At 49.9% G+C, this 26,471-nt stretch carries 25 protein-coding genes; 23 read left to right on the plus strand and 2 right to left on the minus strand.

Annotated elements, in window-relative coordinates; translation table 11 throughout:
• The first annotated feature begins 12 nt into the window (after positions 1 to 12).
• From ppdK to rbr, 4 genes are all read left to right on the plus strand, one after another.
• Positions 13 to 2,640 carry a pyruvate, phosphate dikinase gene (gene ppdK, locus ACQY69_RS00675; RefSeq protein ID WP_428257760.1) on the plus strand — a complete coding sequence of 876 codons (2,628 nt, stop codon included), beginning with the start codon at positions 13 to 15 and terminating at the stop codon, positions 2,638 to 2,640.
• 488 nt (positions 2,641 to 3,128) lie between these two features.
• Entirely contained in the window at positions 3,129 to 4,361 is a 1,233-nt protein-coding gene (locus tag ACQY69_RS00680) for an MFS transporter (RefSeq protein WP_428257762.1), read from the plus strand.
• Between the two features lie 91 nt (positions 4,362 to 4,452).
• A complete protein-coding gene (locus ACQY69_RS00685; protein WP_428257764.1) occupies positions 4,453 to 4,821 on the plus strand; it encodes a Fur family transcriptional regulator in 369 nt (122 codons plus the stop codon).
• Between the two features lie 101 nt (positions 4,822 to 4,922).
• The gene (gene rbr / locus ACQY69_RS00690; RefSeq protein WP_428257766.1) at positions 4,923 to 5,459 is read left to right on the plus strand and encodes a rubrerythrin; all 537 of its coding nucleotides are present in this window, start codon (positions 4,923 to 4,925) and stop codon (positions 5,457 to 5,459) included.
• A 129-nt stretch (positions 5,460 to 5,588) separates the two neighbouring features.
• Here rbr and scfB read toward each other — a convergent pair whose 3' ends face one another.
• Positions 5,589 to 6,965, minus strand: coding sequence for a thioether cross-link-forming SCIFF peptide maturase (gene scfB, locus ACQY69_RS00695; protein WP_428257768.1), 1,377 nt, complete (start codon positions 6,963 to 6,965; stop codon positions 5,589 to 5,591).
• Between the two features lie 104 nt (positions 6,966 to 7,069).
• On the minus strand, positions 7,070 to 7,216 hold the full coding sequence (gene scfA / locus ACQY69_RS00700) for a six-cysteine ranthipeptide SCIFF (RefSeq protein ID WP_147594111.1): 147 nt from the start codon (positions 7,214 to 7,216) through the stop codon (positions 7,070 to 7,072).
• 97 nt (positions 7,217 to 7,313) lie between these two features.
• Between scfA and ACQY69_RS00705 the strand changes: the two genes are divergently transcribed.
• The 19 genes from ACQY69_RS00705 (at position 7,314) to ACQY69_RS00795 (ending at position 26,451) form a co-directional block, all read left to right on the plus strand.
• Complete coding sequence (locus ACQY69_RS00705; protein WP_428257770.1) at positions 7,314 to 7,886, plus strand: 5-formyltetrahydrofolate cyclo-ligase; 573 nt, start codon at positions 7,314 to 7,316, stop codon at positions 7,884 to 7,886.
• 18 nt (positions 7,887 to 7,904) lie between these two features.
• Positions 7,905 to 8,663 (plus strand): nickel pincer cofactor biosynthesis protein LarB, encoded by a 759-nt coding sequence (gene larB, locus ACQY69_RS00710; protein WP_428257772.1) that lies wholly within the window; start codon positions 7,905 to 7,907, stop codon positions 8,661 to 8,663.
• 181 nt (positions 8,664 to 8,844) lie between these two features.
• Complete coding sequence (locus ACQY69_RS00715) at positions 8,845 to 9,957, plus strand: ATP phosphoribosyltransferase regulatory subunit (RefSeq protein ID WP_428257774.1); 1,113 nt, start codon at positions 8,845 to 8,847, stop codon at positions 9,955 to 9,957.
• On the plus strand, positions 9,958 to 10,578 hold the full coding sequence (hisG, locus tag ACQY69_RS00720) for an ATP phosphoribosyltransferase (protein ID WP_428257776.1): 621 nt from the start codon (positions 9,958 to 9,960) through the stop codon (positions 10,576 to 10,578).
• The gene (gene hisC, locus ACQY69_RS00725; protein WP_428257777.1) at positions 10,575 to 11,642 is read left to right on the plus strand and encodes a histidinol-phosphate transaminase; all 1,068 of its coding nucleotides are present in this window, start codon (positions 10,575 to 10,577) and stop codon (positions 11,640 to 11,642) included. The genes hisG and hisC overlap by 4 nt, the downstream gene beginning before the upstream one ends.
• Positions 11,643 to 11,710: 68 nt before the next feature.
• Entirely contained in the window at positions 11,711 to 12,298 is a 588-nt protein-coding gene (hisB, locus tag ACQY69_RS00730; RefSeq protein ID WP_428257779.1) for an imidazoleglycerol-phosphate dehydratase HisB, read from the plus strand.
• Complete coding sequence (hisH, locus tag ACQY69_RS00735; RefSeq protein WP_428257780.1) at positions 12,298 to 12,918, plus strand: imidazole glycerol phosphate synthase subunit HisH; 621 nt, start codon at positions 12,298 to 12,300, stop codon at positions 12,916 to 12,918. The genes hisB and hisH overlap by 1 nt, the downstream gene beginning before the upstream one ends.
• A 7-nt stretch (positions 12,919 to 12,925) precedes the next feature.
• Positions 12,926 to 13,654 carry a 1-(5-phosphoribosyl)-5-[(5-phosphoribosylamino)methylideneamino]imidazole-4-carboxamide isomerase gene (hisA, locus tag ACQY69_RS00740; RefSeq protein WP_428257781.1) on the plus strand — a complete coding sequence of 243 codons (729 nt, stop codon included), beginning with the start codon at positions 12,926 to 12,928 and terminating at the stop codon, positions 13,652 to 13,654.
• Positions 13,651 to 14,406: an imidazole glycerol phosphate synthase subunit HisF gene (gene hisF, locus ACQY69_RS00745; protein WP_428257782.1), complete on the plus strand. Its 756-nt coding sequence runs from the start codon at positions 13,651 to 13,653 to the stop codon at positions 14,404 to 14,406. The genes hisA and hisF overlap by 4 nt, the downstream gene beginning before the upstream one ends.
• Positions 14,407 to 15,051 (plus strand): bifunctional phosphoribosyl-AMP cyclohydrolase/phosphoribosyl-ATP diphosphatase HisIE, encoded by a 645-nt coding sequence (gene hisIE, locus ACQY69_RS00750; RefSeq protein WP_428257784.1) that lies wholly within the window; start codon positions 14,407 to 14,409, stop codon positions 15,049 to 15,051.
• Between the two features lie 175 nt (positions 15,052 to 15,226).
• Positions 15,227 to 16,396 carry a hybrid sensor histidine kinase/response regulator gene (locus tag ACQY69_RS00755; RefSeq protein ID WP_428257786.1) on the plus strand — a complete coding sequence of 390 codons (1,170 nt, stop codon included), beginning with the start codon at positions 15,227 to 15,229 and terminating at the stop codon, positions 16,394 to 16,396.
• A 76-nt stretch (positions 16,397 to 16,472) separates the two neighbouring features.
• Positions 16,473 to 17,177, plus strand: a complete 705-nt coding sequence (pyrH, locus tag ACQY69_RS00760; RefSeq protein ID WP_428257788.1) for a UMP kinase — start codon at positions 16,473 to 16,475, stop codon at positions 17,175 to 17,177.
• A gap of 24 nt (positions 17,178 to 17,201) precedes the next feature.
• Positions 17,202 to 17,759 carry a ribosome recycling factor gene (gene frr / locus ACQY69_RS00765; RefSeq protein WP_428257790.1) on the plus strand — a complete coding sequence of 186 codons (558 nt, stop codon included), beginning with the start codon at positions 17,202 to 17,204 and terminating at the stop codon, positions 17,757 to 17,759.
• Positions 17,760 to 17,835: 76 nt separating this feature from the next.
• Positions 17,836 to 18,558 (plus strand): isoprenyl transferase, encoded by a 723-nt coding sequence (locus ACQY69_RS00770; RefSeq protein WP_428257791.1) that lies wholly within the window; start codon positions 17,836 to 17,838, stop codon positions 18,556 to 18,558.
• Between the two features lie 3 nt (positions 18,559 to 18,561).
• On the plus strand, positions 18,562 to 19,353 hold the full coding sequence (locus ACQY69_RS00775) for a phosphatidate cytidylyltransferase (RefSeq protein ID WP_428257792.1): 792 nt from the start codon (positions 18,562 to 18,564) through the stop codon (positions 19,351 to 19,353).
• Positions 19,354 to 19,380: 27 nt separating this feature from the next.
• On the plus strand, positions 19,381 to 20,529 hold the full coding sequence (dxr, locus tag ACQY69_RS00780) for a 1-deoxy-D-xylulose-5-phosphate reductoisomerase (RefSeq protein ID WP_428257794.1): 1,149 nt from the start codon (positions 19,381 to 19,383) through the stop codon (positions 20,527 to 20,529).
• A gap of 13 nt (positions 20,530 to 20,542) precedes the next feature.
• Positions 20,543 to 21,556 (plus strand): RIP metalloprotease RseP, encoded by a 1,014-nt coding sequence (rseP, locus tag ACQY69_RS00785; RefSeq protein ID WP_428257795.1) that lies wholly within the window; start codon positions 20,543 to 20,545, stop codon positions 21,554 to 21,556.
• A gap of 43 nt (positions 21,557 to 21,599) precedes the next feature.
• Positions 21,600 to 22,676, plus strand: a complete 1,077-nt coding sequence (gene ispG, locus ACQY69_RS00790) for a flavodoxin-dependent (E)-4-hydroxy-3-methylbut-2-enyl-diphosphate synthase (RefSeq protein WP_428260983.1) — start codon at positions 21,600 to 21,602, stop codon at positions 22,674 to 22,676.
• Positions 22,648 to 26,451: a PolC-type DNA polymerase III gene (locus ACQY69_RS00795; protein WP_428257797.1), complete on the plus strand. Its 3,804-nt coding sequence runs from the start codon at positions 22,648 to 22,650 to the stop codon at positions 26,449 to 26,451. The genes ispG and ACQY69_RS00795 overlap by 29 nt, the downstream gene beginning before the upstream one ends.
• Positions 26,452 to 26,471 lie beyond the last annotated feature (20 nt).

Raw genomic sequence — 26,471 nt, forward strand, 5'->3', positions numbered from 1 at the left:
GTATAAGGTAATATGAAAAAGTTTGTTTATTCATTTAATGAAGGCTCGAAGGATATGAGAGATCTTCTGGGCGGAAAGGGCGCCAACCTGGCGGAGATGACCAAGATCGGACTGCCGGTGCCTTTCGGATTCACGGTAACTACGGAAGCTTGCAACAGATATTATGAAGAAGGAAAAACTATCGGCGATGATATCGTTGCGGCTATTTTCGAGAAGATGGAAGAACTTGAGAATGTTTCCGGAAAGAAGTTCGGCGATGTGGAAAATCCTCTTCTGGTTTCTGTTCGTTCAGGGGCGAAGATCTCGATGCCGGGAATGATGGACACCATTTTGAATCTGGGATTAAATGATGAAACAGTAGAAGGTCTGTCGGCTCTTACTGAAAATCCTCGATTTGCTTATGACAGCTACAGAAGATTCATCCAGATGTTCGGTGACGTCGTGATGGAGATCGACAAGAGAAAATTCGACGCCATATTTGACGGAAAGAAAGATGAGAAGGGCTGTACATCGGACGTTGATCTCACTACTGACGATCTGAAGGAGATCATCGTAGGATATAAAGCCCTCGTAAAGGAAGAGATGGGGAGAGAATTCCCGCAGGAGCCTAAGGATCAGCTGATGGAAGCGATAATGGCTGTATTCAGATCCTGGAACAACGACAGAGCCATCCTTTACAGAAAGCTCAATGATATCCCTGACAGCATCGGGACCGCGGTAAATGTGCAGTCGATGGTTTTCGGAAACATGGGAAATACTTCAGGTACAGGCGTTGCCTTTACGAGAAACGCCGCTACGGGAGAAAAGGCGCTGTTCGGTGAATTCCTGGTGAATGCTCAGGGCGAAGACGTGGTCGCAGGTATCAGGACGCCTCAGCCTATCGCAGAGATGGCGCAGGCTTTCCCGGATGTATATAAAGAGTTTGTAAGGATAGCCGAGCTTCTGGAAAACCATTACAGAGATATGCAGGATATGGAGTTTACTGTTGAGAGAGAAAAGCTCTATATGCTCCAGACAAGAAACGGAAAAAGAACGGCTCCGGCAGCTGTTAAGATCGCTGTCGACATGGAAGCTGAAGGACTTATAGATAAAGAGACTGCTGTGATGAGGATAGAACCGTCGCAGATAGATCAGCTGCTCCACCCGATGTTCGATGCTGATGAACTGGCTAAGGCGGAAAAGCTGACGAAGGGTCTGCCTGCTTCGCCGGGAGCCGCGACAGGAAAGATCTACTTCAACGCCGCCGACGCGGAAGCCGCCGCGGCAAACGGAGAGAAGGTAGTACTGGTAAGACTGGAAACATCGCCTGAGGACCTGGCGGGAATGGTAGCGGCTGAAGGTATACTTACAGCCAGAGGCGGCATGACGTCTCATGCTGCTGTAGTTGCCAGAGGCATGGGTAAATGCTGCGTATCGGGCTGTGCCGAAATAAAGGTGGACGAAGACAATAAGACTCTCGAAGTCGGTCAGTACAAGATGGTAGAGGGAGACTATATTTCTCTGAACGGAAGTACAGGCGATGTGCTCAACGGTCAGGTGAAGACTGTTCCTCCTGAACTGTCGGGCGACTTCGCTAAGATCATGTCGTGGGCTGACGAGATCAGGACCCTCAAGATCAGGACGAATGCCGACAACCCTAGAGACGCCAAGCAGGCCGTTGAATTCGGCGCTGAGGGAATAGGTCTCTGCAGGACAGAGCACATGTTCTTTGAAGAGGAGAGGATCCCGGCCATCAGAAGGATGATCATGGCTGATACGGAAGAAGAGAGAAGAGAAGCTCTCAAATTCCTGCTGCCTTACCAGAAGGGTGACTTCAAGGGTATCTACGAGGTGATGGGAGACAGACCTGTTACCATCAGACTGCTGGATCCACCTCTCCACGAGTTTATCCCACATACCGATGAGGAGCTTCACGAGCTGTCGGAACAGATAAACGTACCATACGAGAAGCTGGCCAAGAAGGCTGAAGAACTCCACGAGTTCAACCCTATGCTGGGACACAGAGGCTGCAGACTGGCTGTAACTTATCCTGAGATCGCCGAGATGCAGGCGGAAGCCATCATCAGGGCTGCTATCGAAGTCAGGAAGGAAAAAGGTCTCGATATCGTTCCTGAGATCATGATCCCATTGGTTGGGATAGAAAAGGAGCTGGCAGACGTAAAGGCTACCGTTGTGAAGACGGTGGAATCCGTAATGGAAGCTGAGGGTGTCAAGTTCGACTACATGGTAGGAACGATGATAGAGATCCCTAGAGCTGCACTTACGGCTGATGAGATCGCCAAGGAAGCCGAGTTCTTCTCCTTCGGAACGAACGACCTCACTCAGATGACATTTGGCTTTTCCAGAGACGATACCGGAAAGATCATCAAGGAATACCTCGATAAGGGTATCTTCGACGACGATCCGTTCCAGAGTATAGATCAGGTAGGCGTAGGAAAGCTGGTCAAGATGGCTGTAGAGCTCGGAAAACAGACAAGGCCTAACATCAAGCTGGGTATCTGCGGAGAACACGGCGGAGATCCGAAGTCTATCGCTTTCTGCAATGAGATCGGACTCCACTATGTATCCTGCTCGCCGTTCAGAGTGCCTATCGCAAGGCTCGCGGCAGCGCAGGCAGCTATAACTCAGAAGAACGCATAGGCGTGTGACACGCTGTTAATTAAAAGCATAGAGGGGGCTCTCGCATTAACGAAAAACGACCGTTAGTGCGGGGCTCCTTTTTTGGAGGCAAAGATAGCACTGTATAAAAACAGTTCTTTGCATGAAGGCATACAGGGGCTGCGATAAATGATCGTATGGCGCTTTTGTCAATATTCGGGCAGATGTTACCTACATTATTGAGTTTTGACGAAATGTAGGTATTTTTTTTAACGTTTGCGGGCCTTTACGACCATGATGAGTCCATTAAAGCTGAAAAAGCACTTTCTCAGCCCTTTACAAAAAAAGTCCAGATTACTCAAACCCATTGGATTTTACCTACATTTATTTGGAAATCAAAAATGTAGGTAAAAAGCAGGCGAGAAGGGCGACGGCGCGAGGGAGTAGACTGTTGGGGATTGTCTTCGGGCAACGGCTCCTGTATAATTAAGAAGATAAATACAGATATAGATGCAGGATTGTGAGGATTTATGGAAAAGGGAAAGGATATGATGAATGAACAGCGCGAGGGTTCGGCGCTGTTTTCGATTGCGATCATGGTGCTGACAGCGGTGGTATGGATGTCGTTGGACATATATCTGCCGGCGCTGCCTGTATTGCAGGAAGAGTTCAGTGTGTCAGCAAGTTATCTGAATCTGACTCTTACGGTGGGGATCGTGACGACGGCTGTGGGAACGCTGGTAGGAGGGCCTTTCAGCGACAAGTACGGAAGAAAGCCGGTATTTATGCTGGGAGCGCTGCTGAGTGTCCTGTTTACTTTTTTGTGTACTTTTGCGGGAGGTGTCGAATTCCTCATTGTGGTGAGGGGTGTTGCCGGATTGGGGAACGGGATAATACTGACGGTGACGACAGCCATGATAAAGGATTCGTTTTCGGGGATAAAGTTCAAGAATATCATGACGGTGTTGCAGTCGGCTGCTATAGCGGGACCGATGATAGCTCCATCTCTGGGATCTTTTATCATCAGCCATTTCAGCTGGCACTGGCTGTTCATTTTTATCGCGGGCCTGTCGGTGATCCCGTCGCTGTTCATCGCGGCGGCCAGGGAGACATGGCCGAAGGAAGGCAGGACGTCTGAAAGCACAACCATGGCCATAAAGGATACTCTGAATACTGCAAAGGACAAGCCTTTCGCTGTATTTGCAGGGATGATGGCTGTGCTTACGATACCGATGTGGGCGTACATCTCCGTGTGCTCTTATATATATTTTAACGATTTCGGTGTGTCCAACCTTGAGTACAGTGTATTTTACGCATTGGGAGCAGCCGTTTCCTGTGTGGCTCCGTTCCTGTACATGGTGATAACGAAGATATCGTCCACCGGCAGGGCATGTGAAGTGTGCTTCGGACTCATCCTGTTGTCGGGTATCATGCTGCCGACTGTAGGAGGGATGGCACCGGTGATGTTCCTGCTGTCGACGATACCTTTTATAATTGCGGAGGGCATGATAAGAGCACTGGGAATGGTAGTGCTTTTAGAGCAGTATTCACGTGTGGCGGGAGCCGCCAGTGCAATGGTGAATTTCATACTGAATATAGTGGGGACTGTCGGCGCGTCATTGGCTACACTGAGCTGGAACAGTTATCTGACAGGACTTTCTGTCATATGTGTCGGATGTGTCGTCGTCGCAGTGGTTCTGTGGATAGTCATCGTCAAACAGGGCATCATGGCAAGGAGGCTGTTCGGAAAGGCTGGAAGGTAGGACGTAAAAGTTCATAAAAACCTCTTGACTTTGATCTGAAAGAGTGTATAATTAAAAATAGAATAATTCTAAATCAAAAGAAGGCGATTTCATGACGAAAAACGGAAAAATGATAATGGAGATCATTTACGCGTCTGAAGAACATTTGACCGCCGAGCAGATTTTCTTAAGAGCGAAGGAACAGGCGCCAAGGATAGTTTTGGCTACCATTTACAATAATCTGAACGCTCTGGTGGCGGAAGGGATGGTGCGGCGTGTAAAGCTGGATGGAAGTCCTGATCGCTACGACAGGAACACTCGACATGACCATCTGGTATGTGACAGGTGTGGCAGGCTGACCGATGTACATCTTGAGGATCTGTCGGAAAAGCTGGAAAGGGAGACGGGACTCGCTATCGAGTCGTATGATCTCAACATCCATTATCTGTGCGACAAGTGCAGGAAGGAAATGTCATCGTAGACGTCTTCGAAAAGTGATCAATATCACGACGCGCGCAAAATCAGTGCTGCGATACGCGCGCCGTGTGGGGTAACAGCTGCAGCGCAGAAAAGAGGTTTGAAATGAGCAAGTATGCAGGAACACAGACGGAAAAGAATTTGATGGAAGCGTTTGCCGGAGAATCACAGGCAAGAAACAAGTACACGTATTTCGCGTCTGTCGCGAAAAAGGAAGGTTATGAGCAGATCGCCGCGTTATTCCAGAAGACGGCCGATAATGAGAAGGAACACGCAAAGATGTGGTTCAAGGAAATGGAAGGAATCGGTGATACGGCTGCTAACCTGAAGGCTGCTGCGGAAGGTGAGAACTATGAGTGGACAGATATGTATGACGGGTTTGCAAAGACCGCTGACGAAGAAGGATTCCCGGAACTGGCAGCTAAGTTCAGACTTGTAGCGGCTATCGAAAAACATCACGAAGAGAGATACAGAGCGCTCCTCAACAATGTTGAGACTGCGGCTGTATTCGAAAAGAGCGATGTGAAGGTTTGGGAATGCAGGAATTGCGGACATATCATCGTAGGAACGAAGGCTCCGGAAGTATGCCCTACATGTAAGCATCCTCAGAGCTATTTTGAGATCCACGCAGAGAACTATTAAAGCTAATCCGGGCGGGGAATGCCCCGGCCTGTAGTGAAGGATGAATAATTGCCCGCCGTGAATGAGATCCGTTCGCGGCGGGCAATTTTGCAATGTGCAGAGGTATGCCATTTTTGTTGAAATGGATCGTTACAGGCCCTCTTCCATTTCGGCTACCTTCAGCATTATAGCGCACTCTATACGCTTTTTGTGAAGCTGGCATCCCAGATCGTATACGCCGGTGATGGAGCCGGTAGTGTGATAGGCGTTGGCGGCACAGCCTCCGCTGCAGTACAATTTGGCAAAGCAGTCGGAGCATTCTTCGTGGGAATAGACGTTACAGCTCTTAAACTCGTCGCACACCTGACTGTTGGTGATGCCGTCGTAGATATTGCCCAGCAGGAATTTCTCGTCACCTACGAACTGGTGACAAGGATAGAGGTCACCTGCAGGCGTAACAGCCACATATTCAGTGCCTACGCCGCAGCCGGATACTCGCTTGACGATACAGGGACCGCCTGTCAGGTCTATCATGTAGTGATAGAATGTGAAATCACGTCCTTTACCCTCCCGTTTCCTTTCCAGCATCTCGCAGGCCAGGCGCTCATATTCCGACAGCAGCTTGGGGATGTCCGATTCCCGGAGCGCGTATGGAGCATCTGCGGGAGCAACGACCGGTTCGATGGAAAGCTCTTTGAATCCCAGATCTGCCATATGGAGGACGTCGCTGGCAAAATCGGTGTTGTAGTGAGTATAAGTGCCGCGGACATAGTAATCGCGCTGCCCCCTGGACTGAGCCAGTTTTTTGAACGCGGGGAGTATGATGTCATAAGTGCCTTCACCGCTGTGGGTCCTGCGCATATTGTCGTTGACGTCTTTACGTCCGTCCAGACTGATGACCACGTTGCTCATTTCCTCATTGAGGAAGTCGATGACCTCGTCACTCAGAAGCATACCGTTGGTAGTCAGGGTAAAGCGAAAGTTCTTGCCGCTTTCCTTCTCGCGGCTCCGGCCGTAGGCTACCAGCTTCTTGACCACGTCGAAGTCCAGCAGCGGTTCGCCCCCGAAGAAGTCCACTTCCAGATTCTTTCTTGTGCCGGAATTCTCGATGAGCCAATCAAGGGCCCGTTTGCCGGTCTCGTAGCTCATGATAGCGCGCTGGCCGCTGTATTCGCCATCGCCGGCGAAGCAGTATTCGCATGTCATGTTGCAAGCGTGAGCTACGTGGAGACAGATGGCTTTCACCACAGACTGCCTTTCCTTGAACAGCTCCGCGCTGCCTGAGAACAGATCCTCGGTGAACAGCTTGCGCTCTTTCTTCAGGGCCTCGATATCATCCAGTATCTCCTCCACCTCAGCTGTGCTGATGCTGTAACGGGAGGAGATCGTGGAGATTATCTCATCTGCAGGTTTCTTCTTCCCGTACAGCTCTATCGCGTCGTACGCCGCGTCATCCACAGTATGTATGCACCCGCTCTCGGAATCGAGAACGATGTTGTATCCATTCATCTTATATTGGTGTACCATTTATTCCTCCGAAAAATGTCATATACATGAAAACAGCTGCATCTCTCAGAAAGATGCAGCAGTCGTTATCTTGGTCGTGTCAGATATCGTTTGAAACGATTCCGCTAGTTCTTGCACTTCTCGCACTGCTGATTTGCAACGCTGCAGGAAGTCTTGCTGGCCGACTGACATGAAGTCTGGCATTCACCGCAACCGCCTGTCTTAGCGGATTTTTCCAGATCGCGCGATACTAAAGTTTTTATCCTCTTCACTTGTGGTCCCACCTTTCTGTTCTTGATTGTAATATTACCGCATTAAATGATACCATATTTCTTATAGATTGTAAAGCGCGGGAAAGTTTGATAATATATGGATATGAAAAGCAAAAAGGAAATGCGAAAGGAAATGCTGAAGGCAAGAGACTGCCTTACGCAGGAGGAAGTGCGGCGCTGCTCGGAAAGGATATGCGCCGTCATCGCCGAAACGGAAGCCTATGAGAAGGCGGGAAATATATGTCTTTATATGCCTGTAAGAAATGAGGTGGAGGTGACTCTCATGGAGAAACAGGCGAGGAAGGACGGAAAGACGCTTTGGATACCGAAGGTGGAAGGAGAGATCCTCACCTTTTATCGATGGGATGAGGATATGGAGATGACGACGGGGTCCTTTGGCATAAGAGAACCGGGCGGATCGGCGGCGCAGCCGTTGACAGCGTTGACGGAGCAAACGCCGGTCTTGGTGATAATGCCGGGGACGGTATTCTCTGAAAGACGCGACAGGATAGGTTATGGCGGGGGATATTACGATAGGTTCCTCACCGGACGTAAAAATGACAGGACTATAGCGGTGTGTTATGATTTTCAGATCATGAAGGAGCTGCCTGCGGAGGTACACGATGTCAGACCTGATATGATCGTGAGCGAGAAGCGGATGATAAAATAAAAAGGAAAGGTTAGAGATATGGATGATAAGCATTTGAGAAAACTGCTGGAGCAGGTGAAGAGCGGAGAAGTAGATGTGGAGGAAGCCTGTGAGGAGTTGAAGGATTTGCCGTTCAAGGATATGGGATTTGCCAGCGTCGACAATCACAGAGCGCTGAGAACAGGCTTTCCCGAAGTAGTCTTTTGTCAGGGGAAGACGTCGGAGCAGATCCGTGACATCATGGCTCAGCTGGCTGGAGGCGGTGGTAGCATCATGGGGACGAGAGCCAGCCGCAGGGATTTCGATGTGGTCAGGGAAATCCTGCCGGATGCTGTGTATTTTGAGACGGCACGGATAATAGCTGCGTTAGGGGATGATGACGGCAATGATAACAGAGAACGGAAAAAAGTCGCCGTAGTGACGGCGGGTACCGCCGACATACCGGTGGCCGAAGAGGCGGCTGTCACAGCGGATATCCTGGGCAACGATGTGGACAGGATATACGATGTGGGAGTAGCAGGGATTCATAGACTCTTCGCCAAACTGGACAGGATAAGAGCCGCCGACGTGGTGATCGTGGTCGCGGGAATGGAAGGTGCTCTGGCCAGTGTAGTTGGAGGATTGGTGGATACTCCGGTGATAGCTGTTCCCACCAGCATAGGTTATGGATCTAATCTGGGAGGTCTGTCAGCGCTCCTTTCCATGCTCAACAGCTGCGCCAACGGTGTGGGGATAGTCAATATCGACAATGGATTCGGAGCGGCGTATCTGGCATCAGTCATAAACAGGAAACGGTGAAGGATCAAGGCTCCGGAAAAGACGGAGCCTTTTTAGTTTTTTGTGCTTACAGGGCTGGACAAAGGTGATACGCTGGTGTATACTATACAACAGTAACGAAGTAATGCTTTAATGCAATAAAGCGTTGGCTGTGAAACAAAGCTTAAATGCGAATGAGGCAGAAGCCGGAAGGAGAATAGATATGAAGTACAATCTGAAGCCGGACGAGAGGGCTACTCTGGAGCTGAGAGGCCTTTATGAGAAGTACGGCTATAAGAAATACAAGATAAGCAAATTCGAGGAGTATTCCCTCTATGCCACTAACAGGGACTTTTTTACAGGCGATAAAGTACTGACTTTCACCGACCTGGACGGCAGGCTGCTGGCAATGAAGCCGGACGTTACGCTGAGCGTCATCAACAATACCGGCGCCACAAGGGATAAGAGCGAAAAGCTCTATTACATAGAGAACGTATACAGGGAGAACAGGGAAAGCCACTGCTTCAAGGAGATAAACCAGATGGGGCTGGAGTACATGGGCAGGATAGATAAGTACAGCATCCTGGAAGTCATGACGCTGGCCGCCAAATCTCTCAAGACCATAGACCCTGATTATCTGTTGGAGATCTCTCACATGCATTATACCGTCGACTTCCTGGATCAGCTGGGGCTGGAGGAAGGTCTGTACGGGGAGCTTCTCAATAACATAAGGCAGAAAAACATGACAGGGATAGAGCAGATAGCTGCCGCAGCCGGGCTGGATGAGGAAAGAGCCTCGGTGCTGAGGCAGATACCATTCTTGTATGGACCGATGAAGGAGACTATCAAAAAAGCAAGGGCCATGGCCGTCAACGATAAGATGCTGGCTGATCTGAAAGAGCTGGGAGAGTATTGTGACGCTCTCAGAAGCCTGGGGTATTCCAGGAACATCCAGCTCGATCTGTCCATGGTCAACGATATCGATTACTACAACGGCATAATTTTCCGCGGATATATAAGGAATCTGCCGGGATGTGTGCTTGCGGGCGGTCAGTACGACAAAGCGATGGGCCTCTTTGGCAAAGACGCCGGAGCTGTAGGCTTTGCCATATATCTGGATGAGCTGACAAAAGGAGAGACGGAAGTATCCCGATACGATGTGGACTCTCTGTTGCTGTATGATGAAGGAGAGCCGATAGCGGCGGTGCTCAAGGCTGTCCAGGGGCTGCAGAAGGAAGGTATGTCGGTAAGGGCTGAGACTGAAGCGCCCGCGTGTCTCAGGTACAGGTATAAGTACAGGCTCAGAGATGGGATGACGGTAAAGGAGGACGAATAAATGTTGAATATAGCGCTGCCTAAAGGAAGGCTGGGCGACCAGGTCTACGATATGCTGGCGTCAATAGGATATGATTGTCCTGGATATTATGAGCAGAACAGAAAGCTGGTGTTTGAAAGTCCGGAGAAAAATGTTAGATATTTGCTGGTAAAGCCCAGCGATGTGGCGATATATGTGGAGCACCGGGCAGCTGATGTGGGTATAGTCGGAAAAGACATATTGCTGGAAAATAAATCCGATGTATATGAATTGCTGGATCTGAAGATAGGAAAGTGCAGGATGGCTGTCGCCGCTCCGGAAGGATATGTGGAGGATCCGGACAGGACATTGCGGGTAGCTACCAAATATGTAAATATAGCTAAAGACTTCTATGGAAGCAGGAACAGAGACATAGAAATAATAAAACTCAACGGGAGCATAGAATTGGCGCCTATATTGGGTCTTTCGGATGTGATAGTTGATATAGTGGAGACGGGGAATACGCTGAAGGAGAATCATCTGAAAGTGATAGAGGAGTTCCGGGATATCAGCGCCAGATTCATTGCCAACAAGACCAGTTTTAAATTCGAAAACGAGATGATAAGCGATATGCTTAGGAAACTGGGGGAGAAGGTAAAATGAGCAGATTTTTGAGAGACAGATTTCAGACATTGGAGCCATATACTCCGGGGGAACAGCCGAAGACGCTGGGAAGATTGATAAAACTCAATACCAACGAGAACCCTTATGAGCCGGCACCGGGAGCAGTGGATGTCATAAACAGCGATGAGGCAAAGAAACTCAGGCTGTATTCGGAGCCGGCGGCATCGCTGCTGACAGAAGCCATCGCTGATTTTTACGGGATAAGACAGGAGCAGGTCATCTCCGGGAACGGTTCGGATGAGATCCTGGCTTTTATTTTCATGGCTTTTCGAGGCAAGACAGGCAAAGTGTGGTATCCGGAGATAAGCTACAGCTTTTACCCTGTCTATTGCGATATCTTCGGCGCGGAAGGTGTGAAGGTCCCGTTAGGCGATGATTTTTCCGTGAGACCGGAAGATTACTATGGTGCCGATGGTACGATAGTCATAACCAACCCTAACGCGCCGACGGGAATGGCTCTGGAGCTTTCTCAGATAGAGGATATACTGGAGAACAACAGAGACAACCTGGTCGTAATAGATGAGGCTTATGTGGATTTCGGAGCCGACAGCGCCGTGGGACTGATAGACAGATACGATAACCTGCTGGTGGTACAGACCCTTTCAAAATCAAGGAGCCTGGCAGGAGCCAGAGTAGGATTCGCTATGGGAAGCGAGGAGCTCATCGAGGATCTGAACAGGATAAAGTTCAGCTTCAATCCGTACAATCTGAACCGTTTGTCCATCCTGGCCGGAGCTGAGGCCATGAAGGACAGGGGATACTTTGAGACGACCAGAAAAAAGATCATCGATACAAGAGAACACTTCGTGGAGGAATTGAAAGGATTGGGGTTCAGGGTCCTCCCGTCAAAAGCCAATTTCGTGTTCGCTGCCAGCGACAGGATGAGAGGCGAAAGGTTTTTCAACGAGCTGAGGAAATATGATATAATCGTGAGACATTTTAAGGATGAAAAGATAGCCGATTATGTTAGAATAACCATAGGCACTCCGGAAGAAATGGAACTGCTGATATCAGCGACCCGGAAGATACTGGAAAGTATATAGGGAGACAGAAAGGGGTCGCTGGGCATGAAGGCCGGGGAGTGCGTAAAAACACGTAAAGGAGATTACCGATGAGAAGGAAAAAGATAGTCAGAGACACAAAGGAGACTAAAATAGCTCTGGCCCTCGAAATAGACGGGACAGGCGCTTATGAGATAGATTCGGGATGTGGTTTCCTCGATCACATGCTGGAACTGTTTACCCGTCACGGAAGATTCGACATAGCCGTGGAGTGCGAAGGCGATACAAAGGTGGATTACCATCATACGGTTGAAGATATAGGGATAGCAATGGGGAGCGCTTTCCGGGAAGCGCTCGGGGACAAAAGAGGGATATACAGGTACGGCAGTATGCTGCTGCCGATGGACGAGGCGCTGGTGTTGTGTTCTCTGGATATAAGCGGACGAAGCTGCGTGATCTTCGATGTGGATATACCGACCCAGAAAGTGGGTGATTTCGATACTGAGCTGGTGAAGGAATTTGTGGAGGCCATGGCCAGGGAGATGGGATTGACGATACATCTCAGGATGCTGGCAGGCGAGAATTCCCATCATATCATAGAAGCTGTTTTCAAGGGAATGGGCCGGGCGCTGAGACAGGCCTGTGCAATCGAGAAGGAATACGCCGACGAGATACCGTCGACAAAAGGAGTTTTGTGATGATAGCTATAATAGATTACGGTGTGGGAAACTTGTTCTCACTGACAGCCTCGCTGCGGTACCTGGGGGCTGAGACCAGGGTCACTGGTAAAAAGGAAGATATAGAGGCTGCTGACAGGATAATATTGCCGGGGGTAGGCGCCTTTGAGGACGCCATCGCCAAGCTCAGGGCCACAGGTCTGGTAGATACGATAATGGATGAGACGGCCCGGGGAAAACCATTGCTCGGGATATGTCTTGGCATGCAGCTGTTGTTCAGAGAAAGCCATGAGTACGGTATCCATCAGGGCCTGGGACTTATAGACGGAGTCATCGCGTCCATAGATGAAGATCTGAAGAAAGAAAGGATAGAGGGTCTCAAGGTACCTCACATAGGATGGAACGCGCTGAGATTCGCGCAGGAGGAGCCTCTGTTCAAGTACATAAAGCAGGGAGACTGTGTATATTACGTCCACAGCTACTATGGGAAGGACTGCGCCGACAGTGTTATCGCTGACTCCATGTATGGAATAAAGATAACAGGCGCCGTGAGGAACGGCAGGATCTACGGGACCCAGTTCCATCCGGAAAAGAGCGGAGATGTGGGACTGAATATATTGAGAGCATTTATGGAGGTATAATGTACTTATGAAGATTTTTCCCGCGATAGATTTGAGAGATGGAAAGGCCGTAAGACTTTTTCAGGGAGACTACGATAAGATGACAGTCTACAGCGATGATCCGGCGGATGTGGCGAGGGCTTTCAAAGCGAAAGGCGCTGACTGCCTCCATGTGGTCGACCTGGACGGAGCCAAGGACGGGAAGCTGGTCAATTACGAGACGATAAAAGAGATCGTTCAGGGTGTCGATATGTTCGTGGAAGTAGGCGGAGGAATAAGAGACGAGGAGCGAATCAGACAGTACCTTGACATAGGCGTGGGCCGGGTGATACTGGGGACTGTAGCCGTCAGGGATCCGGGATTCCTGGAAGAGATGGTGAAAAAATACGGAGAGAAGATCGCCGTGGGTGTCGATGCCAGGGATGGCTATGTGGCAGTCAATGGATGGAAGGAGATCACCGACAGGAAAAGCTTCGATTTCTGCCGTCATCTTTCGAGTATCGGTGTGAAGACGGTAATATATACTGATATTTCGAAAGATGGAGGTCTTGAAGGCACTAACATGGACGCGTATAGAAAATTGAAAGATATAGAAGGTCTGGAAGTGGTAGCGTCGGGAGGGATCAGTTTTGAAGAGGAGATAACAGAGCTTAAGGATATCGTATCGGCGGCTATCCTGGGGAAGGCCATATACAGCGGAAAGCTTGACCTGGAGAAGGCTGTGGAGCTGGCCCGGCAGAAGGAGGAAAGAGCGTGATTACCAAGAGGATAATACCGTGTCTGGATGTGAGGAACGGAAGAGTCGTAAAAGGCAAAAACTTTGAAGGGATAAGAGATGTTTCGGATCCTGTTGAGATGGCGAGGTTTTATAACGAGGAAGGCGCCGACGAGCTGGTTTTCTACGATATCACCGCCAGTGTCGAGGAAAGAAGTCTCTTTACGGATATATTGAAGAAAGTCGCTTCGGAGATATTCATCCCGCTGACCGTAGGAGGCGGGATAAATACACTGGACGATTTCGACAGGGTGCTCAAGTGCGGCGCCGATAAGGTCAGTGTCAACAGCGGAGCCATAAGGAACCCGGATATCATCGAAAAGGCGGCCAAGAAGTACGGAGATCAGTGCGTCGTTCTCAGCATGGACATCAAGAGGGTAGAGGGCAGCTTCCGGTTGTTTTCAAAGGGCGGCCGGGAAGATACGGGCATCGACGCTCTTCAGTGGGCGGTAGACGGAGTCAACAGCGGCGCCGGAGAGCTGGTAGTCAACAGTATCGATACCGATGGAGTCAAGGGCGGCTTCGACCTGGAGATGCTGGACGAGATAGCAGCCAGGGTCAATGTCCCGATAATAGCCTCGGGTGGTGCCGGAAAGATGGAGGATTTTTCGGAGCTTTTCAAACATGAGGGCATCGACGCGGGACTGGCTGCCAGTATTTTTCACTATAAGGAGATAAGGATAGCTGATCTCAAGGAATATCTGAGAAAACAGGGAGTGGAGGTAAGACTGTAAATGGATATGGATAAGCTTAAGTTCGACGAAAAGGGACTGATACCGGCGATAGTGCAGGATTACTACAGCAAGCAGGTGCTGACGGTAGCGTACATGAACAGGGAAGCTCTGGAGACAACGATCAGGGAAGGGAAGACGTGTTTTTACAGCAGAAGCAGACAGCAGCTGTGGAGAAAGGGAGAGACCAGCGGCAATACCCAGAAGGTGGTCTCCATAACTTCCGACTGCGACAGGGACGCTCTGGTAGTGGAAGTGATAAAGAAGGGGCCAGCTTGCCATACAGGAGCAGAGAGCTGTTTCTTCAATACGGAGTATGTGGCGGAGGATGAGACACCGTTTTCCTACAAAGGCCTCTATGAGATGATAGAAGGAAGGAAGACGGAGCCTAAGGAAGGCAGCTATACTACATATCTCTTCGATAAAGGGATGGATAAGATATTGAAAAAGGTCGGAGAAGAATCGACGGAGGTCATCATAGCCGGAGCCAAGGGCGATAAAGAAGAGACTATATATGAGATAGCCGATTTGGCATATCACATCATGGTGATGATGGTAGAACAAGGTATCGAGCTTTCGGACGTGACGGCGGAATTGGCAAAACGCCATGTGATAGATCACAAGGTGAAACAGGAGCGGATGAAGTAGCGTCAATTGAATAATTTGTCGAAAAATGTCTGAATAGAGTATAATATATAATAATATGATATAGTATGTCGATTAAATACCCTGTAGAAATTTTAGCACACCAGATAAAATATGTGTTGTAAATATCTGCGGCTCTTGTCGATCATGTCGAAGGAGCCGCCACAGGGAGAACGAAATGAAGAGTGAAGCAGAAAGGGCCAACAGAGCCAAGACGGAGTTTTTGTCCAATATGTCCCATGAGATAAGGACTCCGTTGAATGTGATAATCGGTATGTGCGATATCGCCAGAAATCACATCGACGACAGGGAAAAGGTGGAAGCATGTCTTTGCAAGATAAGCAAAGCGGGAGACCATATAACGCAGCTTGTCAACAGCGTTCTCGACATCACCAGGATAGAGCAGGGGAAAACGCTGATAAAGGAGCAGGATTTCGGTATAGCTGAGTTCATGGGCGAGCTGAAGAATATGCTCGAACCGCTGGCGTCGCAGAGGAGCACCGTACTTCGCATTTCTGACAGGGATGTCACCAACGGTCATGTCACCGGAGATTACAGTCATGTCATGCAGGTGATGATAAATCTCGGGACAAACGCTATAAAGTATACTCCTCAGGGTGGGTTCGTCGAAATAAAGGTCACGGAGCTGGAAAATCCGGACAACGATATGGTTACATACAGATTCACATGTCAGGATAACGGGATCGGGATGCCGGAGAATTTTCTGGACAGGATATTCGAGCCCTTTGTCAGGAATGATGACGCCAGGGTAAGCGAAGTGAGCGGTTCGGGTTTGGGAATGTCCATCGTCAGGAAGATCGTGGACGCCCTCCAGGGTGAGATATCCATAGAGAGCGCCGAAGGCAGAGGAACCAGAGTTACTGTGGATCTGGATTTCAGAATAGCCGACGGGGTGACAAAGATAAGTGATATCGAGGATTTCAAACGGCAGGAGCAGATCAGGCTGAAGGAAAGGAAGATAGTACTGGTGGCGGAGGATATCGTCGACAATAAAGAGGTGCTGGTCACATATCTGGAAGATCTGGGCTATGAATCCGAAACAGCGGCTAATGGCGAGATAGCGGTGGACCTGTTCATGGAATCGGAGGAAGGGTTCTATAAAGCGGTGTTGATGGATATAGAGATGCCAGTCATGAATGGGTATCAGGCGACACTGATGATAAGAGGGCTCAACCGATCAGACAAGGATATCCCTATAATTGCCATGACGGCCAACGCCTTCAAGGACGACAGGGCGAGGGCGGAGAAAGTTGGGATGGACGGATATCTGACGAAGCCTCTCAAGATGGAAGAACTCAGAAACATGTTGAAAGTGTGGATAGATTAAAAGCGTGGTAGCGTATGGAACTGATTTATGATATAATAATCCCACCAATGATAAAATCCACGTTAAGGAGTCAGTTATGGAGGCAAAATACAAGCGAGTACTGCTGAAGATCAGCGGAGAAGCACTTGCGGGAGAGGATCACTTTGGCATCAGCGAGGAAATGCTGAAGAAAGTGGCGCTCCAGATAAAGGAAATCACCCAGATGGGTGTCGAAGTGGCCGTGGTAGTAGGCGGCGGAAACTTCTGGAGAGGGCGTACCGGCAAGAGCATGGACAGGGCGACAGCGGACTATATGGGGATGCTGGCGACAGTGATAAACGCCATGGCTCTTCAGGATTCGTTCGAAGCGGAAGGTATCCCTACGAGAGTCCAGTCAGCTATTGAGATGCGGGAGGTCGCGGAGCCTTATGTAAGGCGAAAAGCCATGAGCCATCTGGAACACGGGAAAGTAGTCATATTCGGTGCCGGAACGGGGAACCCTTTCTTCTCTACCGATACGACAGCTGCGCTGAGAGCTGCGGAGATAGACGCGGAAGTGATTCTGCTGGCCAAGAAGGTCGACGCTGTGTATTCGGACGATCCGGAGAAGAATCCGGACGCTATCAGGTACGAGTCTCTTACCCACAGAGAGGTACTGGAGAAGGATTTGAAAGTAATGGATTCGACGGCAGCGTCCTTATGCAGGGACAACAATATCGCTATACATGTATTCGCTCTGGCGGAAGAAGGCAATGTGATGAAAGCCGTCTGCGGAGAGAAGATCGGAACCATCATTAAATGATAAATGATATTTGGAGGAAACAAGATGAGTGATTTTGATATCAAAACCATGGAAGAAAAGGTGGAAAAAAGTCTGCACGTATTGAAGGAAGAACTGGGAACGGTGAGAGCGGGACGAGCCAACGCGGCCCTCGTCGACAAGGTTACAGTGGAGTATTACGGTACGCCGACGCCGCTGAAGGCGCTGGCTAACATATCGGTGCCGGAACCCAGGACATTGATGATATCTCCATTCGATCCCAAGAGTATCCCTGAGATAGAGAAAGCTATCAATGCGGCCAACATCGGCATCAATCCTGTCAACGACGGAAAGGTGATCAGGCTCCAGATACCTCAGGTGACAGAAGAGCGAAGAAAAGAGCTGAACAAGACAGTAAAGAAAATGGGCGAGGACACGAAGGTGGCTATCAGGAACCTGAGAAGAGACGCCAACGACAAGGTCAAGAAGATGGAAAAGAACGGTGATTTCACCGAAGATGACGCGAAGGACACCATGGACGATATCCAGAAGGCTGTGGATAAAGCTATCAAGGATATCGACAAGATCGTGGCCGACAAGGAAAAGGAGATAATGGAAGTTTAATCAGTTGATAAATATGTGAGATGACAGATAGATGTGGCCCGGTGGTCACATCTATTTGCGAGATACAGGTTTTAATATGATCGATAAAGAGAGGATGCCCGTCCACGTAGCTGTCATAATGGATGGCAATGGGAGATGGGCCAAAAGCAAGGGCCTGCCGCGGCTGGCAGGTCATAACGCCGGGATGAAGGCCATGAAAAAGATCGTGGATCATTCCGATAAGCTGGGGATAAAATATCTTACGGTGTACGCCTTTTCTACCGAAAACTGGAAGCGCTCCATTACTGAGGTCACCGGTATATTCAAGCTGCTGGTGACGTATGTCAACAGCGATCTTCAGGAGCTGGTGGAAAATAATGTGAAGGTGAAGGTGCTGGGTAATTACAGCGAGCTGCCTAAGGATGCGGTGAAAAGCCTGGAAAAGACGCTGGCGGATACTGCTGACAATACAGGTCTGCAGTTCAATATAGCCCTCAATTACGGAGGACGCGGCGAGATAAAAGAGGCTGTCAGAGCGCTGGGCGAAAAGGTGGCGGCGGGCCAGCTGCAGCCGGGAGACATCACTGAGGAGATGATATCGGATGAATTGTCAACAGGACGGCTCCATGCCGATGTACCTGATCCGGAATTGATAATAAGGACCAGCGGAGAGCTGCGCCTTTCCAATTTCCTCCTGTGGCAGAGTGCCTACAGCGAACTGGTCTTTTCCGATGTGCTGTGGCCTGATTTCACTCCCGAGGAATACGAAAAAGCCATCGCTGAGTATCAGAGCAGAGACAGAAGATTCGGAGGTAGATGACAGATGAAGACAAGAGTTCTTTCGGGACTTATCATGCTCCCGCTATTGGTGATCCTGCTGCTGGGAGGATATGTACTTTTTGCCGCCTGCCTTCTCATAGGAATAATGGGCGTGAGGGAATTTTACAATGGATTCAGAGCGATGGGAGTGAAGCCCAGCTTCACCATTGCCGTAGCGGCGGCTGTAGTGTTGTATGCGGTGGAGCTTTTTGGCGATGGACGCGTTGAGTGGTATATGCTGTGGTCCTTCGCGGTAGTAGTGGCCAGTCTTCTGTATCTGTTCGACATAGAACATAGAAAGCTGGAGGACGCCATGGCGACCATTACCGGCATATTCTATGTGGTGTTTTTTTCATTCCATGTGACACTGGTGGAGCAGACTCAGTATGGCTTGATGGTATGGCTCATCGTCATCACAGCATTCGGGACTGATATAATGGCGTATTTCAGCGGGTACTTGCTGGGAAAACACAAGTTGTGTCCTCATATAAGCCCTAAGAAGACCATAGAGGGATCTGTCGGAGGTGTTATCGGAAGCGTGGTGCTCAGCGGACTGTTCGGATATTTCTTCATGGATGACGTTCTCGTCCACTGCATGATAATAGGCGTCCTTGGAGGGATCATTTCCCAGTTCGGGGACCTGACTGCGTCGGTATTCAAGAGGAAGATGGGAATAAAGGATTACGGCAACCTGATACCGGGTCACGGGGGTATACTGGACAGGTTCGACAGCGTATTGTTTACGGGGCCGATGGTATACTATTATATAGTTTTGGTGATGGGATATTTGGCATAGCTGTATTGATTCAAGAGGCTTATATTTATGAAAAGGATTTCGATTTTGGGGAGTACGGGATCGATAGGGACTCAGGCTCTCGATGTGATATCGAGAAACAGAGCCGCATTTTCTGTGGCGGCTCTTTCCTGTGAAAAGAACGTAGGGCTGCTGAGGCAGCAGATAGCTGATTTCAGACCGGAAGCAGTGTGCGTGGCCTGCGAGAGAGACGCGTCAGAACTGGCGGGAGAATTCCCGAAGGTGGAGGTCTTCTGTGGCGACGAGGGCCTGAAAGCCATCGCATCTATGGAAGGGTGCGATATGGTCATCAATTCTCTGATGGGCATGAAGGGGCTGGAGCCTACCATGGCAGCGATAGAAGCCGGTAAGGATATAGCTTTCGCCAATAAGGAGACGCTGGTGGTAGGCGGTCAGCTGGTGATGGAAGCCGTGAAGCGCAGAGGTGTGGCTTTTTTGCCGGTGGACAGCGAGCATAGCGCTATTTTTCAATGCCTGCAGGGCAATGATGTCAGGAAAGTGAAGAGAGTGATATTGACAGCATCAGGCGGGCCTTTCAGAGGCTGCAGCCGCAGTCAGCTGGAACATGTCACGCTGGAGCAGGCGCTGGCTCACCCTAACTGGTCCATGGGAAAAAAGATAACGATAGATTCGGCGACGATGATGAATAAGGGGCTGGAAGTGATAGAGGCCAGATGGCTTTTTGACATCCCTGTGGAGAAGATAGAAGTAGTGGTCCATCCTCAGAGCATCCTTCATTCGGCGGTAGAGTACAGAGATGGCAGCGTCATAGGACAGATGGGAGACCCGGACATGAGGGTGCCTATCGCATATGCGCTTTCATATCCTGACAGACTGGAAGCCCCGAAGGAAGAGCCGGGGCTGGATCTGACAGCGTTAGGTGAAGGGATGACGTTCTATAAGCTTGACAGGGACGTGTTCAGGACGGTGGATCTGGCTTATGAGGCATGCCGCAGAGGTGGAAGCTGTCCTGTGGCGCTCAATGGAGCCAACGAGATCCTTGTGGAAATGTTTCTGTCGGGAAAGATAAGGTTCGTAGACATACAAGATATGCTGGTGAGGGTCATGGAGGAGCATGTGCCTAAATACCATATGGATATAGAGGGGATATTGGAAGAAGATATGAAGATAAGAGATAAAATGAGGAAAATGATCTGAGTGGAGGAGACTGATGACGATAATATACGCCATTTTGATATTCTGTGTGCTGATATTCGTTCACGAGTTCGGACATTTCATCGCAGCTAAAGCCTGCGGTGTCAAGGTCAACGAATTTTCAATAGGGATGGGGCCGGCCTTTTTCAAACGGCAGAGAGGTGAGACGCTCTATTCACTGAGGATACTTCCTATAGGTGGATTCTGTGCCATGGAAGGAGAAGACGAGGATTCGGAGGACGAGCGGGCATTCAATAATAAGCCGGCATGGCAGAGGGCTATCGTGCTGGCGGCAGGGGCTTTCATGAACCTGCTGACGGCAGTGATACTGATGATAATCATCGCTTTCTGGTCAGGCCAGGCTACTACAGTGATAGATGAAGTCCAGACCGATTCTCCGGCATATGAAGCAGGACTTCAGGCAGGAGATGAGATCGTAGCTGTCAATGGAGAGAAGATCGACGACTGGGAAGAGATATTATCGCTGATAGGAGCCGGAGAAGGCGCGGAAACCGATATAACAGTCATGCGGGATGGACGGGAAGCGACGTTTTCGACTCAGCCTGAATACAATGAAGAGGCAGGCAGAGCTATGGTCGGGATAAGCGCCAGAGTGAGTCACAATCTGTTCACGGCCATAGGCGATGGCGTGAAGAACACCGGTGAGATGACGGTGATGATGTATGACATCATCAAGCAGCTCATCACCGGGCAGGTGTCTACCCAGGAATTGAGCGGCCCTGTAGGTATAGTATACATGGTCAACGACACGGCGAGAGCCGGAGTGATATATGTCGTATATCTGTCGGCGCTGCTGAGCCTTAACCTGGCGGTGATGAACATGTTGCCGTTCCCGGCCCTCGACGGAGGAAGGCTGTTGTTCCTGCTGATAAGGAAGATAACGGGAAAGAAGGTCACTGATGAGATGGAGGGAAAGATACACTTCATCGGCATCGTGTTGCTGATGGCGCTGATGGTCTACGTCACGTGGAACGATATCGTGAGATTCATCGTCCCGTTGTTCTCATAGGAGTGCAGGGCGCCGATCATCGGGGAAAGGAAGACGTGATATTATCATGAAAAAGAGCGTTTTATGCGGTGATGTGGAAATAGGCGGAGAAAGCCCTGTTTCCATACAGTCCATGACAAATACGAAAACATCCGATATCGTGGCCACCGTAGAGCAGATAAGATCGCTGGAGGAAGTGGGTTGTCAGATAGTCCGGGTGGCTGTGCCGGATATGGACGCGGCGGAGGCGTTGAAGGAGATAAAGAACAAGGCGCGTATACCGGTGGTGGCAGATATACATTTCGATTACAGTCTGGCTCTGGCGGCCATGGAGTCGGGTGCCGACAAGATAAGGATAAATCCCGGCAACATTGGCTCGGAAGAAGGTGTACGCCAGATTGTGAAGATGGCCAGGAGGTGCGGTGTTCCTATAAGGGTCGGCGTCAATTCAGGCTCTCTGGAAAAGGATATCCTGGAAAAGTACGGGCGTGTGACAGCCGAAGGACTGGCGGAAAGCGCATTGAGGAATGTGGCGCTGCTGGAAAAGTATGACTTCGATGACATAGTCATCTCCCTGAAATCATCTGACGTGAAGATGAACTTCGATGCTTACAGGCTGGTAGACGAAAGATCCGATTATCCTCTCCATATAGGAGTGACAGAGGCAGGAACACTGGAAATGGGCAAGGTAAAATCGGCAGCGGGTATCGGGGCGCTGCTGCTTTCAGGGATAGGGAACACTATGAGAGTATCCTTGACGGCAGATCCGGTGGAAGAGGTGCTGCTGGCCAAGAAGATACTGGCGGCTGTGGGGATGCGGCGGGAAAAAATAGAGATCATATCCTGCCCTACCTGCGGAAGGACCGAGGTGGATCTGCAGGCCATAGCCGATGAGATAGAGCGGCGGACCGAGGTGCTGAGAGACAGGATAAGCAGGCATCTGAGGATCGCTGTGATGGGCTGCGTGGTCAATGGTCCCGGAGAGGCCAAAGGTTCAGATATAGGGGTGGCCTGCGGCAAGGGAAAAGGAGTCCTCTTTACAGGAGGACAGATAGTGAAGACGGTGAAGGAAGAAGACATCGCGGATGAGATAGTGAAGATGGCGGAGGCATATGAGAGAGATACTGGAAAATTCCATTGATTTTTCGAAACTGGAAGGGTATTCGAAGGATGATATAAAGTTTGAGATGAAGAGAGCTGTGCTGTCCAGGGAAACGGGAGTATTGGAGCTGGAGGCAGAGCTCAATTTCGTGTTGCCATATGAGACCATAGACAGATTCAAGCGGACTCTTCAAGGACGGCTTCCGGAAATAAAGGATATATCGATCAGGCTGTCCTATGACGGATTGATACAGAGCAGGGACGAAGCCATCGGCGCTTACATAGAGCATATGATAGCGCTGGTCAACGGGCGGTACGCTCATGTGACCAAGACCATATACAGAGACAAGTGGCGTCTGGAGGAAAATCAGCTGGTGATATACGCTCTGGGTGAGCTGTCGGTGGAGATCCTCAACAGGGATGTCGCCGGGAAATTCCAGATGCTGTTGAAGCGGGATCTGAAGGAGGATATCAGCGTAAGGTTCGAGAACGACAGCCAGGAGTACAGGGATTTGGGAAGAAAGATGGAAGAGAAAGAACGTTCAGTGTTCGAGGAGCATCAGGAACGTGCGGCTGTGATGCGGAGCGACAGACAGGATCACGCTGCCACTCCGGGAGCATCTCCATCAGTCGAGAATTCCAGGTCGTTTCCGTCGCAGTCCGCTGGAGGCAGTGGAGGCAAAGGGTTCAAAGGCAGACGAAAGAAAGCGTACACACCTGTTAAGGGAAATCTTATAATGGGAAACCCGATCTCGGGGGTACTTACGTCTATCGGAGAGGTGACTTCGGAGAGCGGTATCGTGAGAATAGAGGGAGAGCTGTTCAGAAAGGATAGCAGGACGACCAGAAGCGACAGCAAGCTGGTAAGTCTTTATATTACCGATAAGCTGACAAGTATATGTGTCAAGGCATTCGTACTCAATGAGAAGTGGGAGGATATAGACACACATCTGTCAAAAGGAGACGGGATCCGGATACAGGGAATGGCTCAGTGGGACAGGTACGATAACTGCGTTACAATAATGGCCGATAGTATAGAGAAAACTGAGAAAAATGAACGGGTGGACACATATCCTGAGAAACGTGTGGAACTTCATGCCCATACGAAAATGAGCGCTATGGATGGTCTCAACGATATAAAGCATATGATAAAGACTGCTGAAAAGTGGGGCCACAGGGCTGTTGCCATCACGGATCACGGTGTCGTCCAGGCATTTCCTGATGCCTCACACGCGGCAAAGGATATCAAGATACTGTACGGCTGCGAGGGTTATCTGCTTGAAGACAAGGATCTGATAAGGGAAGATGGCACGATAGATTACAAGGGGAGGGGGACCAATCATGTGATAATATTCGCCAGGAACAGGGAAGGACTGAAGAACCTGTACAAGCTGGTTTCCATATCACATCTGGAATATTTCTATAAAAAGCCGAGGATACCAAAGTCGGTCCTGCAGCAGCACAGGGAAGGTCTTATCATAGGCTCCGCCTGCGAGGCCGGTGAGATATACAGAGCCATACTCAACGGGGAAAGCGAGGATGAGCTGAAGCGCCTTGTCGATTTCTATGATTATCTGGAGATACAGCCGCTCATCAATAACAAGTTCCTCATCGAAAATGGCCTTGTAAAAAATGAAGAGGAGCTGAAGGAGAACAATAGGAAGATAATAGCGTTGGGTGAGCGTTACGGCAAACCGGTAGTGGCCACCTGTGACGCCCATTACTTCGACGAAGAGGAGGCTTTGTACAGAAGGATACTGATGGCAGGTCAGGGATTTAAGGACGTGGAAGGTGACAAAGGCCTCTATTTCAGGACGACTCAGGAGATGATGGAGGAATTCATGTACCTGGGCGAGGAAAAGGCATACGAGGTGGTCGTTGAGAACACCAACAGGATAGCCGACATGATAGAGCCTATGATGCCTGTACCCGAAGGAAAGTTCCCGCCGAAGATAGCGGGCGCGGAGGAAGATCTGAGAAAGGCATGCGAAGAGAGGGCCGCCGCCATGTATGGCTCGCCGCTGCCGGAGGAGATAAGGGCGCGGCTGGACAAGGAACTTAACTCTATCATAGATAATGGCTACGCGGTGATGTACAGATCGGCTGAGATGCTGGTGAAAAAATCGCTGGCTGACGGATATCTGGTAGGTTCGCGAGGTTCAGTAGGGTCTTCTTTCGCAGCCACAATGTCGGGGATCACCGAGGTGAACCCGCTGCCGCCTCATTATCTCTGTCCTAACTGCAAACATCTGGAGTGGGGAGACAACGAGAAGTACGATTGCGGTGTGGATATGCCGGATAAGGTGTGCCCGGAGTGCGGCACTCCTTATAACAAGGAAGGCTTCACCATACCATTCGAGACTTTTCTGGGCTTCGAGGCCAACAAGGAACCGGACATAGACCTTAACTTTGCCGGAGAATATCAGGGGACTGCGCAGAAATACGTGGAGGAGATATTCGGAGAGAGGAACGTCTTTAAAGCCGGGACCATCGGTACCATCAAGGACAAGACGGCCTTTGGATATGTGGCTAAGTACTTCGAAGAAAGAGGGATCAATGTCAACAGATTCGAAATGGATCGGCTCACATCCTGCTGCGAAGGAGTCAGGAAAACGTCAGGGCAGCATCCCGGCGGCATCATCATCGTACCGGAGGGCCACGAGATATATGAGTTTTGTCCTGTCCAGCATCCGGCTAATGATGTAAAGTCAGATATAATAACCACTCATTTCGACTATCACTCCATAGACCAGAACCTGCTGAAACTGGATATACTGGGTCATGATGCCCCGTCAATGATAAGGCAGCTGCAGGACATGACCGGAGTGGATCCGACCAAGGTGCCTATAAAGGACGATAAAGTGATGACCATCTTCAACGGCATAGAAGGTCTGGACATAAAGAACCCTGATTACAGATTCACGCATGGAAGCTACGGCATACCGGAATTCGGCACAAAGTTTGTCCGCCAGATGCTGGACGATACGAAACCGGAAGCCTTTGCCGATCTGGTCAGGATATCCGGGTTTTCCCATGGCACCGACGTGTGGCTGGGTAACGCTCAGGAACTGATAACCAACGGGACAGCTACCATGAAGGACGCCATTTCTACCAGAGACGATATCATGAATTACTTGCGGCTCAAAGGGGTTCCAAACAAGGATGCGTTCACTATAATGGAGAAGGTACGTAAGGGCAAGGGCCTTACGCCGGAGCAGGAGGAACTGATGCGGGCCAACGATGTCCCTGACTGGTACATAGAGTCCTGCAAGAAGATTAAATACATGTTCCCGAGGGCTCATGCCGTCGCCTATGTGATGATGTCCAACAGGATCGCTTATTACAAAGTATATCATCCTGTGGAATTCTACGCCGTGTATTTCACGGCTAAGGTGGCTTATTTCGACGAAAAAGTAATATTGCGGGGAATAGAAGCTATAGAATCCAGGATGGACGAGATAATCAGGAAGGGGCAGGATGCTTCCAAGAAGGAAGAGGACGAATTGCCTGTCCTGGAAGTAGCCTATGAGATGTGTTCCAGAGGTTATGAGTTCGCTCCGGCCAGGCTGGGGATATCCGACAGCCTCAGGTTCCTGTCATATGAGGGGAAGGTGCTGCTGCCATTCGTCGCTATCACAGGCGTTGGCGAGGGGGCGGCGACTTACTTCGAAGAAGAGTACAGGAAACGGCCTTATGAGACTGTGGAAGATGTCAGTGAGCGTGGCAAGATAAACAGGACCGCGCTGGATGAGATGAGGCAGCACGGAGTTTTGGATGGATTGCCGGAGACGGCGCAGATAAGCCTGTTTGGATAAGATGAGAAGCATGAATGGTC

This window comes from Gallibacter sp. Marseille-QA0791, assembly GCF_965119705.1.
Classification (GTDB): Bacteria; Bacillota; Clostridia; order Peptostreptococcales; family Anaerovoracaceae; genus Lentihominibacter; species Lentihominibacter excrementipullorum.

What these genes read in the sequence shown, in the direction of transcription:
- ppdK (WP_428257760.1), top strand. Translation starts at nt 13, where the DNA reads ATGAAAAAGTTTGTTTATTCATTTAATGAAGGCTCGAAGGATATGAGA.
- ACQY69_RS00680 (WP_428257762.1), top strand. Translation starts at nt 3,129, where the DNA reads ATGGAAAAGGGAAAGGATATGATGAATGAACAGCGCGAGGGTTCGGCG.
- ACQY69_RS00685 (WP_428257764.1), top strand. Translation starts at nt 4,453, where the DNA reads ATGACGAAAAACGGAAAAATGATAATGGAGATCATTTACGCGTCTGAA.
- rbr (WP_428257766.1), top strand. Translation starts at nt 4,923, where the DNA reads ATGAGCAAGTATGCAGGAACACAGACGGAAAAGAATTTGATGGAAGCG.
- scfB (WP_428257768.1), bottom strand. Translation starts at nt 6,965, where the DNA reads ATGGTACACCAATATAAGATGAATGGATACAACATCGTTCTCGATTCC.
- ACQY69_RS00705 (WP_428257770.1), top strand. Translation starts at nt 7,314, where the DNA reads ATGGATATGAAAAGCAAAAAGGAAATGCGAAAGGAAATGCTGAAGGCA.
- larB (WP_428257772.1), top strand. Translation starts at nt 7,905, where the DNA reads ATGGATGATAAGCATTTGAGAAAACTGCTGGAGCAGGTGAAGAGCGGA.
- ACQY69_RS00715 (WP_428257774.1), top strand. Translation starts at nt 8,845, where the DNA reads ATGAAGTACAATCTGAAGCCGGACGAGAGGGCTACTCTGGAGCTGAGA.
- hisG (WP_428257776.1), top strand. Translation starts at nt 9,958, where the DNA reads ATGTTGAATATAGCGCTGCCTAAAGGAAGGCTGGGCGACCAGGTCTAC.
- hisC (WP_428257777.1), top strand. Translation starts at nt 10,575, where the DNA reads ATGAGCAGATTTTTGAGAGACAGATTTCAGACATTGGAGCCATATACT.
- hisB (WP_428257779.1), top strand. Translation starts at nt 11,711, where the DNA reads ATGAGAAGGAAAAAGATAGTCAGAGACACAAAGGAGACTAAAATAGCT.
- hisH (WP_428257780.1), top strand. Translation starts at nt 12,298, where the DNA reads ATGATAGCTATAATAGATTACGGTGTGGGAAACTTGTTCTCACTGACA.
- hisA (WP_428257781.1), top strand. Translation starts at nt 12,926, where the DNA reads ATGAAGATTTTTCCCGCGATAGATTTGAGAGATGGAAAGGCCGTAAGA.
- hisIE (WP_428257784.1), top strand. Translation starts at nt 14,407, where the DNA reads ATGGATATGGATAAGCTTAAGTTCGACGAAAAGGGACTGATACCGGCG.
- ACQY69_RS00755 (WP_428257786.1), top strand. Translation starts at nt 15,227, where the DNA reads ATGAAGAGTGAAGCAGAAAGGGCCAACAGAGCCAAGACGGAGTTTTTG.
- pyrH (WP_428257788.1), top strand. Translation starts at nt 16,473, where the DNA reads ATGGAGGCAAAATACAAGCGAGTACTGCTGAAGATCAGCGGAGAAGCA.
- frr (WP_428257790.1), top strand. Translation starts at nt 17,202, where the DNA reads ATGAGTGATTTTGATATCAAAACCATGGAAGAAAAGGTGGAAAAAAGT.
- ACQY69_RS00770 (WP_428257791.1), top strand. Translation starts at nt 17,836, where the DNA reads ATGATCGATAAAGAGAGGATGCCCGTCCACGTAGCTGTCATAATGGAT.
- ACQY69_RS00775 (WP_428257792.1), top strand. Translation starts at nt 18,562, where the DNA reads ATGAAGACAAGAGTTCTTTCGGGACTTATCATGCTCCCGCTATTGGTG.
- dxr (WP_428257794.1), top strand. Translation starts at nt 19,381, where the DNA reads ATGAAAAGGATTTCGATTTTGGGGAGTACGGGATCGATAGGGACTCAG.
- rseP (WP_428257795.1), top strand. Translation starts at nt 20,543, where the DNA reads ATGACGATAATATACGCCATTTTGATATTCTGTGTGCTGATATTCGTT.
- ACQY69_RS00795 (WP_428257797.1), top strand. Translation starts at nt 22,648, where the DNA reads ATGAGAGAGATACTGGAAAATTCCATTGATTTTTCGAAACTGGAAGGG.